At 39.3% G+C, this 13,921-nt stretch carries 14 protein-coding genes; 7 read left to right on the plus strand and 7 right to left on the minus strand.

Features of this window, described 5'->3' with window-relative positions:
* The first annotated feature begins 222 nt into the window (after window positions 1–222).
* On the plus strand, window positions 223–561 hold the full coding sequence (locus PSF16_RS14105) for a helix-turn-helix domain-containing protein (protein ID WP_272689465.1): 339 nt from the start codon (window positions 223–225) through the stop codon (window positions 559–561).
* A 166-nt stretch (window positions 562–727) separates the two neighbouring features.
* Here PSF16_RS14105 and PSF16_RS14110 read toward each other — a convergent pair whose 3' ends face one another.
* The 7 genes from PSF16_RS14110 to PSF16_RS14140 all read right to left on the minus strand — a co-directional run bounded on the left by PSF16_RS14110 (window position 728) and on the right by PSF16_RS14140 (window position 7,671).
* Window positions 728–1,537 carry a hypothetical protein gene (locus PSF16_RS14110; protein WP_272689466.1) on the minus strand — a complete coding sequence of 270 codons (810 nt, stop codon included), beginning with the start codon at window positions 1,535–1,537 and terminating at the stop codon, window positions 728–730.
* A 29-nt stretch (window positions 1,538–1,566) separates the two neighbouring features.
* Complete coding sequence (locus PSF16_RS14115) at window positions 1,567–2,088, minus strand: hypothetical protein (protein ID WP_272689467.1); 522 nt, start codon at window positions 2,086–2,088, stop codon at window positions 1,567–1,569.
* A 53-nt stretch (window positions 2,089–2,141) separates the two neighbouring features.
* Window positions 2,142–4,784: a fimbria/pilus outer membrane usher protein gene (locus tag PSF16_RS14120; protein ID WP_272689468.1), complete on the minus strand. Its 2,643-nt coding sequence runs from the start codon at window positions 4,782–4,784 to the stop codon at window positions 2,142–2,144.
* Window positions 4,785–4,806: 22 nt separating this feature from the next.
* Window positions 4,807–5,517, minus strand: a complete 711-nt coding sequence (locus PSF16_RS14125) for a fimbria/pilus periplasmic chaperone (RefSeq protein ID WP_006657351.1) — start codon at window positions 5,515–5,517, stop codon at window positions 4,807–4,809.
* 59 nt (window positions 5,518–5,576) lie between these two features.
* Window positions 5,577–6,158 (minus strand): fimbrial protein, encoded by a 582-nt coding sequence (locus tag PSF16_RS14130; RefSeq protein ID WP_272689469.1) that lies wholly within the window; start codon window positions 6,156–6,158, stop codon window positions 5,577–5,579.
* Between the two features lie 92 nt (window positions 6,159–6,250).
* A complete protein-coding gene (locus tag PSF16_RS14135; protein ID WP_036962672.1) occupies window positions 6,251–6,550 on the minus strand; it encodes a helix-turn-helix domain-containing protein in 300 nt (99 codons plus the stop codon).
* A gap of 521 nt (window positions 6,551–7,071) precedes the next feature.
* Window positions 7,072–7,671, minus strand: coding sequence for an FMN-dependent NADH-azoreductase (locus PSF16_RS14140; RefSeq protein ID WP_112860830.1), 600 nt, complete (start codon window positions 7,669–7,671; stop codon window positions 7,072–7,074).
* 103 nt (window positions 7,672–7,774) lie between these two features.
* On the opposite strand from PSF16_RS14140, the gene PSF16_RS14145 reads away from it, so the two are divergent.
* The 6 genes from PSF16_RS14145 (at window position 7,775) to PSF16_RS14170 (ending at window position 13,737) form a co-directional block, all read left to right on the plus strand.
* Entirely contained in the window at window positions 7,775–8,686 is a 912-nt protein-coding gene (locus tag PSF16_RS14145) for a LysR family transcriptional regulator (RefSeq protein WP_006662696.1), read from the plus strand.
* Window positions 8,687–8,877: 191 nt separating this feature from the next.
* Entirely contained in the window at window positions 8,878–9,570 is a 693-nt protein-coding gene (locus PSF16_RS14150; protein ID WP_230086834.1) for a carbohydrate-binding family 9-like protein, read from the plus strand.
* 187 nt (window positions 9,571–9,757) lie between these two features.
* Window positions 9,758–10,678, plus strand: coding sequence for an N-acetylmuramic acid 6-phosphate etherase (murQ, locus tag PSF16_RS14155; RefSeq protein ID WP_006657357.1), 921 nt, complete (start codon window positions 9,758–9,760; stop codon window positions 10,676–10,678).
* A 47-nt stretch (window positions 10,679–10,725) separates the two neighbouring features.
* Complete coding sequence (locus PSF16_RS14160) at window positions 10,726–12,090, plus strand: PTS transporter subunit EIIC (RefSeq protein WP_272689470.1); 1,365 nt, start codon at window positions 10,726–10,728, stop codon at window positions 12,088–12,090.
* Window positions 12,091–12,105: 15 nt separating this feature from the next.
* Window positions 12,106–12,948 (plus strand): MurR/RpiR family transcriptional regulator, encoded by an 843-nt coding sequence (locus tag PSF16_RS14165; protein WP_006657359.1) that lies wholly within the window; start codon window positions 12,106–12,108, stop codon window positions 12,946–12,948.
* Window positions 12,949–12,954: 6 nt separating this feature from the next.
* Complete coding sequence (locus PSF16_RS14170; RefSeq protein ID WP_272689471.1) at window positions 12,955–13,737, plus strand: sulfite exporter TauE/SafE family protein; 783 nt, start codon at window positions 12,955–12,957, stop codon at window positions 13,735–13,737.
* The last annotated feature ends 184 nt before the right edge of the window (window positions 13,738–13,921 follow it).

The following is a 13,921-nucleotide window of genomic DNA, read 5'->3' on the forward strand; positions in this document are numbered from 1 at the left end:
ACTCAATTGACCAGTTTTATTTAAGACCGAATGAAAGTAAAACCATTGATGTAAAAAGTCAGGCACAAGAATTAGTGATTTCACCGTTAAGCCGTTACGGATTTAAAAATTCAAATGACGACACAATCAAAGTCACTCATAACGAATAATGTTTTATCTATCAGATGGAACGAGAGTCAATAAGTTGGCTCTCTCGTTCCGATATAGGGAGATATCTAAAATATGAAAAATGCAGATGAAGACAGTAAACCGGAAAGTAATATTTACTCATTTATAATAGGCAAGGAACTTCGGTGTATTCGTAAAAGAAAAGGATTTTCGGGTGCAAAGATTGCCAAGCAATTAGGTATTTCTCAACAGCATTATTCACGGTATGAGTGTGGAAAATGCCGGATCTCGGTGGATACATTATTAAATATTCTTTTTGTCTTAGATTTTGACTTCGGTGATTTTTTTAGTGAGTTAAGATTTCAATTGAAAAATCATCAAGATGAACTTCCTGATGTGAAATTAAATGATACCCATAAGGATATCAAAAATTATTTCGAAAAAATAAGTTAAGTTTGTTACAGCCTATTGTTATATGCCACGTAGGAATTCCTATTGTTTAATTGCTTAGCAAAGTTCTCTTTTTCTCTATTAATTTGAGTTATTAATCCGCCAATTAGGCGGATTTTTTTAATGATTAGCAATGGATAATAAAAATGTTGAAGAGATTTAAATAAGATTACTGAATGGTCGTAATATACTCTGCGTTCCAAACATATTCTCCTGCTTTATCTGGGCAGAGTCCTTTCAAACGAGTCTCAATTTGCTTCTCTTTTTGCCCTGCTGGCATTTGAATAACTTGAGGTTGTTTATTGAGAATACTTTGATTATCGAGAGTAATATCAAAACTATCAGGTAAATCATTAGATTTTACAGTTAACTCCATTCTTTTATTTTGCCCTATATACCCCACAAAACCTATCGTCAAAGGAATAACGGTTTCCAGTTCTTGATTGGGGAAACAAGACTTTAAATCAACAATTGCAGGTGCGCTAATATGGGGATACGCCTCACTAGATGCCATTAGATTTACAATCGTATAAGATACTTCACGAGGTCGAAATTTAATTTCAGCAGCAATATTACTTACAGCAGTGCAGTATAGTGTCCATTTGTCACTGTTAAACCCCGTGAGACTTCTAAAGTTTGTATATGTATTTACAGTGTTATTACCACTATAAAATGTCATTGGGGTGTAACTAGCATACACACCCAGTTTTTCGTCGTTAAATGTTATCTCAGCGGCATAAAGGCCATCATTAGAAGCATTATTTTTCATATCATCAAAACTTCCCCAACATGACGATCGTAATGAGCCTGATGTGTTATTGTCATTTATATAGTCGACAGTAAATCTGAATAGCGTTTTATTAGCTTGAGATGACATTTCCTCTATAGACACATTTTGAGTTTCTTTTAGAATAAATATTGTTTCTGCATAAATAGATAGCGGAAATAATGAAACGATAAAAATAAATAACTGGCGCAATGTCTTGACCTTACTGGTTAATCCGTAATTTACATCGGCTCGATAGTGATGGTAATCTGCCCATTGACTTCACCAACCGGAGTGCTTGAAGTAGAAGCCACCTGTGGGATGACGGTTATCGGTGTTATATTTCCATCTTTGGTAATATCCCAATCCAAGATCGCAGTAGTCGATGATAAATTAATATCTTTATCATTAGATTTTAAGCAGTAGCGCATAAAATCCGCATTAGTTTTAATGCAGGATGCATCGGATTCTGAGACTTGGAAGGTGTATTTATATTTATCGGTTCCAGAGCATGTGGCGGTCAAATTAAAGGTTTTCGCGTAGTCTGTTAGGTTATCCCCAACGCGTTTTCCATTAAATGCAGAGCTCGGAATATTATCTAAAGAAACAGTTTCAGGCGCATCCAGTGTACAACCTGCCAAAACAGTGGTTTTTATTTGAACTATTGCATTGGCACTTTCTGCAATGGCTAAGTTAATATTGGTACCTCCGACAACGCTAGCGACTAAAATTAAGGTAAAGAATTTGTGGGTAATGAAACTCATATTAAGCCTTTTATTTAAGTTAATGTTTAAAATAGTTTCGTTATTACCAATGATTACTGGCAATTAACGTCGAATCGAATTAATGATTGCTGATCTGTATTTTGAGGTAGTGAATAGGTGGCTCGGCACTGATTTTCATCATCATGTCCCCACTTGGCGATGAGTTCGCCTGAAGGTTCTAGCCCAGACAAATAAACCTGACCATCATCATTCACAATGGATGTTTGATGCCCAATTGAAATTAAGGTACCGAAAGGCAGATTTTTGCCATTTTTTACGATGTGAATCAGCGCTCGAGCACCTTGACGAGTCACAAAATTTGCTTTGACGATAGCGCCGCGAGTGGGCACCGTTGTCAGAACGCTGTTTTCAATTTCCGTTTGTTCATCTAATTCGCTACTGTCTAATGCAACGCGATTTAAACGATATGGGGTTGCGTAAGGTTTGATGGTGTAACCGAACCAATCCGTCTTAACGCCACTGGTGTGCTCAACGGGGATATCACTGGCTCCCGGCGCCGAAATCAGAATATTGGTCTCACCAAGAGGCTGGCTAAAAATGACACCGTCAGAATGCAAGGTCACAGCACCTGAAAGACCCGTAGAGATCTTGCGGTAATCCTTGCCGTAGCTATAACCCACTTGTGTATTTCCATAGCCACCTTGATACGCTAAGTTGAGATTTCCGTCATTTCCATTACTTGAGGAATAGCCTTGAGCTACGTTCCAATTCAGGTTTTGTTGTGGCAGGAAACTTCCGCTTAGGCTAGTTTGCTGGATTAACTCTCCTTGGTTATCATGGTTAGCACTATAAGAGGCATACATCGGTGGCGCTCCTTGAGGCAACCATTTTTGCAACGGAATGGAAACCGTTAAGAAAATATTCCTATCTGTCGTTTTGACATCGTACTGATCAATATTTTTATTTAGCCCATATGAGAGCGTGTAATTGATATCGCCAATTTGGCTACTTAATCCTGATTGTATGGAAACAGAGCTGCCATTTTGTTCCCAAAAACTTTGGCGGACTCCCGTTAAATAAATAGAACCAATGCCTGTGATTTTTTGTGAGATATTGGTTTGTATTCTTTCGCGCTTATTATTGTAAAGATTAAAGTAATCAGTATTGTTGGTTTTAAGTTCCCCATCGGAGTCAACACTTTCATTCTGGGATAACCAACCGGACATTCGATTCAGTGACGTTTCTTGTAAGGTGTAATAACCCCGAGTTGAATATCGATATCCAGTTAATTGAATATTCGTACCCGTTTCAGGGAATGCGCGTGCGTAGAGAAATCGCAGTGATTGCCCTTGATAGCGGCTTCCATCGGTTAATCGGCTATTTGCATGGGTAATATCCGCTGAAAATGCCCCCCATGCTCCTAAGTTAAAGCCCGTACCGATTGCACCGGACAGGTAGTTTTGGGCATACTGAATGCCACCATAAAGTGTGGTTAATGAAGAAGCCCCCCAGATAAGGGTAGCTTCGCCAAATTGGGTTGTATCATAATGGCTGTTATCAGAGCGAAATTCACCGGCGGTTAGGCTATAGCTCATTCGACCTTCTCGTAATAGCACCGGAACAGAGGCATAGGGCACGATAAAGGATTGAATATCACCGTTAGCTTCAAGAATACTGACTTGCAAATCACCGCTTGAGTTCAAGGAATTTAAGTCAGTAATGGCAAATTCACCCGGCGCGACATTAGCTTGGTAAATTAAATAATTATTTTGACGAATCTCAAGGGTGGCATTACTGTTTGCAACACCTCGAATAATAGGCGAAAACCCTTGTTGGCTTGCTGGATACATACTTTCGTCAGTTCTTAATTGCACACCGCGAAAAGTCAGTGAATCGAAGACTGTGTTATTGGTCGTACTATCCCCTAAAACTAATCGGCTACGCCAAGGAATGATCCCGCGTTCGACATAGCTGTTTAGATATTGCCAGTGGCTTTCTTGGTTATGTTTGCTTGTATAGCGAGTCCATGTGCGGTTGTCTCGATACCGCCAACTACCTACATTGATGCCATTTCTTAGGTTTAGGTAAATGTTTTTACTGAAATCATGCTTATATTGGTTATCTGTAATCCCTAATGTATAACTGGTAAATAATGCATTAATTCCGTCATCCCATTGGTTTGTAGAAATTTCATCTTTGGCTACATTACTTAACGCTATCTGTGGAATACTGATATTTAATTTCATTTTAGGGAAATCAAATTCGGTATGCGCATTAGGAATCAGTTGGGCGATATTAATGCACTGATCACTCTCTGATTGAGTGAATGCAGGTGTTTCCGTGTTCACTCCCAGTTCAGTAAGATCTTGTTTGGTTAACAGCGGCATCAACCCCGTAGGGTCTGTTGTTGTAGATACATGTGTGTGTTGCTCTTGGCAGTGCTGTTCTTTAACAAAAGCCATGTTTCTTCTGTATTTAAGATTACCATTTAAATAAACATCAACGTCATAGGTTCCTGGCAATTGTGAACCTTGGTTTTCAAACGTGCTTAAGTCTGCAATATGCTCTGCATCAATAGAAATTAAAGAGGAGGGAAAATAGTAATCTTTCCCGTCTTGGGCATAGGTATTTGGTATGACAAAAAGGCAAATAAATAAGTATGAGGGCATCAAATGGTTATTTATGATTTTTTTGTATTTTTTGAGTGAGACGAACATAGAAAACCTTATTTCCATTTGAAATAAAACTCATTGATTTTTAATTGAAAATGGCAGGCTTTGGCGGTGTAACGCCACCAAAATCATTGATTGAACTAAATGTCAGTTTATTGATGTTAAATCCATCTGGAGAGTTAACTTGAATATCACTAAATGGCGCTATCATGACGGTTGGCAACTCTTTTTTGTCTGATTTAAGATCCGTTAATGTCATGTAATAAGGTGATGGATTGGATATTTTAATCTTTTGATTATCTACCTTGCTAAATCGAATAAGACTTATTGCTTCTTTAGGTGTGATCTTTAATCCTTTTGGGCGAACAAAAAGTTTAATGCGAGTCACTGCCGCAAGAATTAATGCATTTTTATCAGACAGTTCATTTCTATCAATAGATGGAATAGCTTTGACATTGAAATAAAATAGAGATTCTTTATCGGTAGGTAATTTTTCACCTGCATAAACTAAGCGTATGGTATTTTCATTTTTTGGTGCGCTAGTAAATAGCGGTGGCGTAGAAATAAAATCATTTATTTTATTTCCTTTTGCATCTTCAATCCATGTTTGAACTAAAAATGCTGATTTATCTGAGGTGTTCCGAATACCTGTAGTAATTTGCTTACTTTCTTGTGGATAAATAATTCGGGTGCTATCAAGTGTTATTCCACCGGCAAAACACAGTGAAGAAAAACCAAAATAGAATAGCGAAACTAGCCATTTATAAAAATGACTTGTTTTGGGTAATGAAAACATAAAAACTCCGGAAATAAATAATGCGCACCCGCTATGACACGGGTGCTAAGACAGAAATATTACTGATAAGTAATAGTGAAATCGGCAGATGCGTTAGCAGAACCCGCAGTGACTTCATCCGCTAATGCGATGTACTGTGCTTGGAAACGTAATGTGCTATCACCTTCATTCAGCTTAACCACATCCGTCGCTTTTAAACCATCAACATTCACTAATTTACTGTTTTGTAAAATTTGGATACCTACGCCAGTCGCTGTTATTTGCCCACCTTGAGAAGCGACAGGAGCAAGAATTTTTTCTTCGTCAGGAACAGTAATACCAGTGAAAGTCAGAGACGCATTTTTGAATGTTTCGGTTGCACAACCCGTTAATTTAATATCAAAACCAACAGGAGAAGAGACTGAAGATTTACCGGTGAAGGCATCTTGACGGTATTGACCTAAATTAACGGTTTGTGAGGCATCGTCATTATCAATAACACAAGGGGTATTCACAATGGCACCTGCAAAATTCACAATGCCACCACCTACAGTAACTGGAGTTAATGTAGGCGTAGGCTCTTCTGGCTGAGTTTCTGCGAATGCAGTGTGAGATAAAGCTAAAGAAATAGGTAATGCGATAGCGATTAACTTGAGTTTCATTATATAACTTTCCATTATAAAAATTTTAAAAGGATTTAATTACTTGCTTGGTACTTGCATTTAAAATGACGCATGCACTCCGAAAAATACATTTATATATTTTTGAGATTGCCTACATTAATTACACCGTCAGTTTCTAACTCTTCAATAAGTAAATCGAAAAGTCTATTTTGCTCTGGTTTTATTATTTTGTGACTGAACTCATCAAAAGGGACATTCAGAGCATTCAGCAGTATTAAAATATTTTGAATGCTTAAAGTGGATACCCCTCTTTCATATCTTGATACTTGTTGCTGACTTACTGATATTAAAGATGCTAATTCCTTTTCAGATAATCCTTTGCTTACTCTTGCATTCCTAATAAAGTTTCCTATTTTTTTGTTTAGTTTCATTATATTTATGGTTAGTGGTTACTTAGATTTGTTAAATAAGATTTATATAATTAGATGATTTCAAAGCGAGGCGAATTGTAGATAGGTTAAATAATGATGTAAATACTCAAAATATGATGAAATATAATGTTACATTCTATTGAAATAAAACATTGATAATATCGCCTTTAAAATGACTCTTTTTTTGGGTATATTTGGTGGTGAAATAAAAGAATGATTGAGTAATGACATAGATTAATAAATGAAATCTATTTAATGATCGATAGATGAAATAAAATGATACAATATAAAATATTTTCTTTCACTTCATGCTTTTTGTTACTCATTATGGGTGTTTTTTGAGGTGAAAAAATTAAAGGGAATGACGTTATTATAAAAAAATTAATTTGTTAAATACTAATAGATACAATTCATTAGATATGAATTTTCAATTGTAAGTGAATATTTATAGATATCTTAATGAAAATAAAATCCTCACTAATTACATAATACAGAGTGAGGATTTTTCTGGTAAATAATACTTAACAATGAACATGATGCATTAATTGTTGTTGAGCTTTAGCTATTCCCGCGTCATACCCTTCGGGTTTCATATCCAAACCCTCAGCATAGATAAACTGAACATCTGTAATGCCCATTAAACCTAAAACGGATTTCAAATAAGGTGTAATTGCATCGGTTTCTTGCCCATAGTGAATGCCTCCCCGAGCACTAAATACCAGTGCTTTAACATTTTCCACTAAGCCCAGCGGGTAGGTTGCTGTATAGCGGAATGTTTCTCTTGCTCTGACGACTAAATCAAACCAATTTTTTAATTCAGTCGGTACGTTGAGGTTATACATTGGTGCACCGAGGATCAGTAAATCACTCTCTTTTAATTCCGCAATTAACTGGTCTGAAAGTTCGGCCGTATTTTTTAAATCATGATTGTTAATCTCTGCACCTCTTAGCGCAGCAAAACGCGCCTGATTCAGTACTGGTAAGGGTTTTTCTGCCACATCATGCTCGATAATACAATCTTGATATCCTTGGGCTTTACGTTCATCCAGATACTGTTGAATTAAGGTATTTGTTTGAGATGCTGCACCATTAATACTGGATTTTATAACTAAGATTTTCATGGGGTTCTTCCTTATCAATTTAAGATGTAGCAAGTATATCTGGCTTGATAAGTGGACAATGAGTGATATTCTTTCCTTATATTGTTTCCATTTGAGCACCAATATGAACAAATTAGATTTGAACTGTTTACCTATCTTCATTGCTGTGGTTGAAGCCGGAAATTTTTCAGCGGCAGCAGAGCGCCTACATTTAACGCGATCAGCCGTTAGTAAAAGTATTTCACGATTAGAAGGCAGTTTAGGTATTGCACTGTTTCAGCGAACGACTCGTCAACAAACCTTAACCAATGATGGCATGGTGTTGTATGAGTATGCGAGCAAGGCTTTGAATGCACTTCAAGAAGCCTCAAACTATTTAGAAAGCGGTAAGCGTAATGTTGAGGGGAAAGTGTGTATTACTGCACCTCGATTATTGGGTAATTTATATGTTGTTCCGTTGCTGGTTGAACTGATGAAGTTATATCCAAAACTCGAAATTGAAACGGTATTGAATGACCGTAACGTGGATTTACAGCAAGAGGGTGTTCATGTTGCAGTTCGAGTGGGTAAACTCGCCGATTCAAACCAGTTGATTGCCCATGAAATTGGTTACCATAAAATGATTTTTTGTGCGTCGCCGAGCTATTTAGCGGAACATGGTATTCCCCAGCAACTTTCTGAATTAGATAAGCACCAGCTGATCGCGTATACACAGGCTGGAAAAATTTTGCCGTGGCATGTTTTTGATCAGAACCAGCAAGCGCATCGTTATTTACCTATAAGCAAATTAGTGATGGATGATATGCAAACCATTATGTTTGCAGCATTAAATGGTGCTGGGATTGCGTATTTACCTCAATGGTTAGTCAAAGAAAATATCAAGACAGGTCATCTAATTGAGATTTTATCCATATATCAAAGTGCTCGTTATCCTATCTCAGTCGTATGGGTAGCAACCTCTTTTTTACCGTTAAAAACGAGGGTGGTTATTGATGCGATTCGTGAAAAATTACCCCTGAATTTGACATCAGAATAGACGATTATAAACAGTGAGTCTTCTCACAGAGTGAGGGTTTTTATTGAACATGTCTTGCATGTGGTGAAATTTTAATTCTATATTCGTTATAAGTTATGAAATTTAATTTCTTAAAAAATCATAACGATTTCGTTATAAAAACACCATTGATGTTATTCGCACATTATAAAACCGATAAAGTGAGGCAAGGCATGAAATTAACGACCCTATTTGCAGCAACAACTCTGTTAGTGACCGCCAGTGTGGCAGCGAAAGAGTATCCCATCCATCATACTGCACAGATTAAATCCCTAGATGATGCCCAAAAAGCCGCAGTCTGGGAGCAAGCTGAAGTGCTCACTGATTTTGTCTACCCGTGGGAAAATGAGGCACCACCTAAAACCGATTTTCGTGCATTGTGGAGCGACAATGCGCTGTATTTCCGTTTTATCGCGGACGATAAAGATATTCAGCTAGGTCAAAATACTGATAAAGATCAGGCGGTATTAGATTCTGATCGTGTGGAATTATTCTTTGCGACGAGCCCTGAATTAAAACCTTACTACACCGCAGAAATGGACCCATCAGGGCGTACCTTTGATGCGAAAGCGAATTTTTATCGTGAAGTCGATCCTAGCTGGAATTGGCAAACTTTAAAAACGGTTGGGCAAATCACGCCAGAGGGGTATGTGCTAACGGGAAAAATTGACCTTGATGAATTGACGCAACTGAATCTTTGGCAAGACAGCGATAAGAAAACCTTGATGTGTGCCATTTTACGCGGAGAATTTAGTGCCGGTGAGCCGAAACAAGTACGTAAATGGATCAGCTGGATCAAACCAGACTCTGTGAAACCTGATTTCCATATTCCTTCAGCCTTCGGGAGCTGTAAACTCGTCAAATAGCCTTCATCCGGTGGTAGCCTTAAGCGGTTTATAAAGTTGCCACCGGTTTTTCAATTTCTTTTATACCATTGTTGTGAGTTCAATCACGTAAATCATCCTAAGTGAATAACTTGTTATGATTAGAATTGAAATTAATATTCATAAACAGTATTTTTCTATGAAATATAGTTTCAATTGAGGTGATGTGATGTCAGTAACCGAAAATACGCTTAGCGATTGTTTGAACAATGAACTTAATCAGGACACATTGCAGTTTTCTCGTTTAGATACCTTATCCATGCTCACCGTGATCAATCAGGCGGATAGCACCGTCGCGACAGCATTACATTCCGTGTTACCTGAATTGGCGAATGTGGTTGATGTGATTGCTGAACGTTTAAAACAAGGTGGGCGGATCTTTTATGTCGGAGCTGGCACCAGCGGGCGATTAGCGGTATTGGATAGCGCGGAGTGCCCTCCAACATTTGGTACCTCGCCTGAGATGGTGCAATCAATCATTGCGGGTGGGCATTCCGCGATGTTAAAAGCAGTTGAAAATATTGAAGATTCAACGGAAGCATCTGTACAGGAATTGCAAGAACGCGGTGCTACGGAAAAAGATGTGATTATCGGTATTGCAGCAAGTGGGCGGACTCCATTTACCTTAGCCGCGATTGAATATGGTAATCAAATTGGCGCATTGACGGTGGGGATCACGACACGTGGACACGGCTTATTGAGTGATTTAGCGCAATATGCCATTGCACCGGATGTCGGTGCTGAGGTGCTTTCTGGCTCTACGCGAATGAAAAGTGGTACGGCACAAAAAATGATTTTAGGCATGTTAAGCACTTGCGTTATGGGGCGCTTAGGGCGAATTCATACCAACTTAATGGTCGATGTAATGGCGAGTAATATCAAACTATTGCGTCGGGCTGAACGAATTGTTGGGGAAGTTTGCGGGATTGATGTAGATACGGCGGCAAGGTTATTAAAGCAGGTGGATTATCACCCACGCCGCGCCATTTTAATGTATGAATTGAATATTACTGCACAGCAAGCGACAGAGATTGTTCAGCGCAACCCGAACACCAGTTTGGATTCGATGCTAAACAGTCATAGCGAATAGCATAAACATAAACAGAGTCATGACTCAGTCAACACCGGGGAAATACTATGGCTAATAAGATAGAACATCTGGAAGTGCTCGCCAGAGAAATAGAAAAATACGCGGGCGGGTTTGAAAACGTGGGTACGTTAACACATTGTATGACGCGTATCCGTTTGGTTTTAAAAGATAACAGTAAATTTGATGCCGGTGCCCTCAAGCAAGTGGAAGGGGTGAAAGGCGTTGTGTTTAATGGTGAGCAGCAACAAGTGATTGTTGGTATGGGAACCGCTGCAAAAGTTTTCTCCGTCATGAATAAACGCATGCAAAATAGTGGCGTAGCGAGCGAGGAAAGCAGCGCTTTGACACCAGAGAAAAAATCTTTCTCCATTCGTCGTATGCTTAATACGCTAGCTGCCATTTTCGTACCCACTATTCCTGCATTGATTGGTTGCGGTTTGATTATGGGGCTGATTAACATTGTACGCTTAGTTGCTCCCGGTGTTGTGGAGCAGTTCCCTGAACTATTTAAGTTATTAAAGTTGATTGGTAGCGCAGTATTTACGTATTTATCCATCATGATTGGGGTAAATACAGCAAAAGAGCTAGGTGCATCGACATCGATTGGTGCTGTCATGGCGGGGCTTTTAGCCATGCCAGGCTTAGCGGATATCACTTTATTTGGTGAAAAGCTGCAACCTAACAGTGGTGGGATTTTTGCGGTACTGATGGTGGTGGTCTTCTCATCTAAATTTGAAGTGTGGTTTAGAAGTATCATCAAAGAGAGCCTTGATTTGATTGTGACGCCATTCGTGACTATTTTAGTCTCTGCGATGGTGGCATTGATTGTTTTTCAACCGGCGGGACATTACCTTAACCAAGTCCTAGCTCAAGGGGTTTCTGTTGCATTGCTCAATAGCGGTGGCGGGGCTGTGGCAACTGGCGGTATCTTAGGCGGAAGCTTCCTGTTCTTATTATTAACCGGTCTACACCAAGGCTTGATCCCAATCCATGCGGAAATTTTGCAAACATTTGGCTTGAATTACTTATTCCCAATCTTAGCGATGGGCGGTATGGGGCAAGTTGGCTCGTGTTTCTGGGTATTATTAAAAACCAAAAATCAGCGCTTAAAGAAAACCTTAGTGGGGGCTCTACCTGTCGGGATCTTTGGTGTCGGTGAACCATTATTATTTGGTGTTTCATTACCATTGGGCAAACCGTTTATTGCTGGGTGCATCGGGGGGGCTGCGGGCGGTGCACTGATGGCATTCTTCCATGTCGGAATTATCATCCCATTTGGGACTGCTGGATTGTCGTTAATTCCGCTGGTGGGTGATGGGCAAATTCTCGATTTTCTGATTGCTGTTGCAGGCGCATGGATTGTCGGTTTCATTGCCAGTATGATAATAGGCTTCAACGATCCAGAAAAATAATAAGAAGGTATAGCCATGTCAGCATTGACTGTAAAATTGGAAAGCTTATTGACGAGAGGCAAAGGCACGGAACAGCGCATTGCGCAGTTTTTGCTGGAGTATCGCGACAGCCTTGTTGCGATGAATGCCGCAGAATTGGCTCAAGCAGCTGGTGTCAGTAGTGCATCCGTCATTCGTTTTGCAAGGCAAATGGGCTACCGTGGCTATCCTGAATTTAAAGTCGATTATTTATCGGATGAGAAGCAGCACAAAGCAGAAAGTTTATATGGCAATCTGAGTCGTAATGACGATACGGCTCAGATCATTGCCAAATCAGGGCAGCTGTTTATTAGTGCCATTGAAAAATCGTTAGAACTGTTAGAACCCGCTGCGGTTGATGCTGTTGCTCAAAAACTGGTTGAAGCGAAACGCATCGTGCTGTTTGGTATTGGTTCATCAGCGATTGTGGCGAATGATATTTTCCATAAATTTATCCGCGTCAATAAATCGGCTTTATTTAGTCCAGATTTGCATGTGCAACTGAGCTACTCGGCGAATTTAGGTGATGGAGATTTAGCTATTGCGGTGACCGCTAGGGGTAATACACCTGAAGTGAACCGTATGCTGAAATCCGCTCACGATAATGGCTGTACCACTATCGCCTTAACCCGTTTTGGGCAAGATGATGCGGCGCGCCTCGCGGATTTAATACTCCCTTATTACTATGATGAACAACATTCTCAGTTGGGGGTAATCACCCCTCAAGTGTTGCAGATGGTGATATTCGACACACTATTCTTCAAATACTTAACCCTTGCTAATGAAGATGCGGACATCGCATTGCAAAAAGGTCGACAAGCCGTTACATCGGCAGGATAAACCACCATGATTGTCACAGAGTTAGCTATCGGCGCACTGATCGGCTTGATTATAAGTACGACGGGTGTGGGCGGTGGTGTCATTGTTTTACCCATATTGACATATTTTTTTGGATTGAATGCCCTAGCGGCAGTAGCAACGGCGAATTTTCTCTCCATGTTGATGAAAGTGTCTTCGTCATACATGCATTTTCGATTAGGGAATATTCCCCTAAAAGGCGCGTTGATAGTCTTAGCGATTATGTTGCCAAGTACATTTTTATCCAGCCTGCTGGTGACGTGGTTAGGCAGCATTCCCGCGTATGAAAAACAGGTGGAATGGGGGATTAATGCGCTGGTGGCTGCGGCAATTATTTTTTCATTGTACTTATTTATTCAGCGGATGTTTTTTGCCAATTCACTCAAGAAAGTTGTCATGAAAGAAAACCAGCTGAAAGCGATGGCGATTCCGGCGGTGTTAGCTGGGGTTGTATTGGGTGCGACAGGGGTAGGCGGTGGGGTGGTCGTTTTACCCATGTTATTGCGCTATATGGATTTAAATATCAAACAAGCCATTGGTACATCGATTGTTGTCACGACAGTATTATCGGGATCTTCAGCTTTGGCTTATGCGCAAGATGGTTACACGGATTTAAAACTGGCATTAATTCTCTGTGCGGGCGCGTTATTGGTCATGCCATTGGCAAAATATTTGCTGGTGAAATTATCTGAACGGACATTCCAATACCTCACTTTATTGCTGATCTTATGCAGCGCCGTAATGATGACTTGGAAAGTGATTATGCCGTAAAAATGAAATAATGCTTTTCCTTACTCGCCTACTTTCTTTCATTAGCCTGAAATTGATAGTTTAAATATAATTACATTTAAACTATCAATGTTAATACTTATTTAATTTTCATCTAAAAATGAAATTCAATTTTTGAAAATAATAAATATAATTGAATTTTTGCTTTTTAATTTTAAAAAAATAT

It is taken from the genome of Providencia sp. PROV033 (genome assembly GCF_028484855.1).
In the GTDB taxonomy this organism is placed as follows: domain Bacteria; phylum Pseudomonadota; class Gammaproteobacteria; order Enterobacterales; family Enterobacteriaceae; genus Providencia; species Providencia alcalifaciens.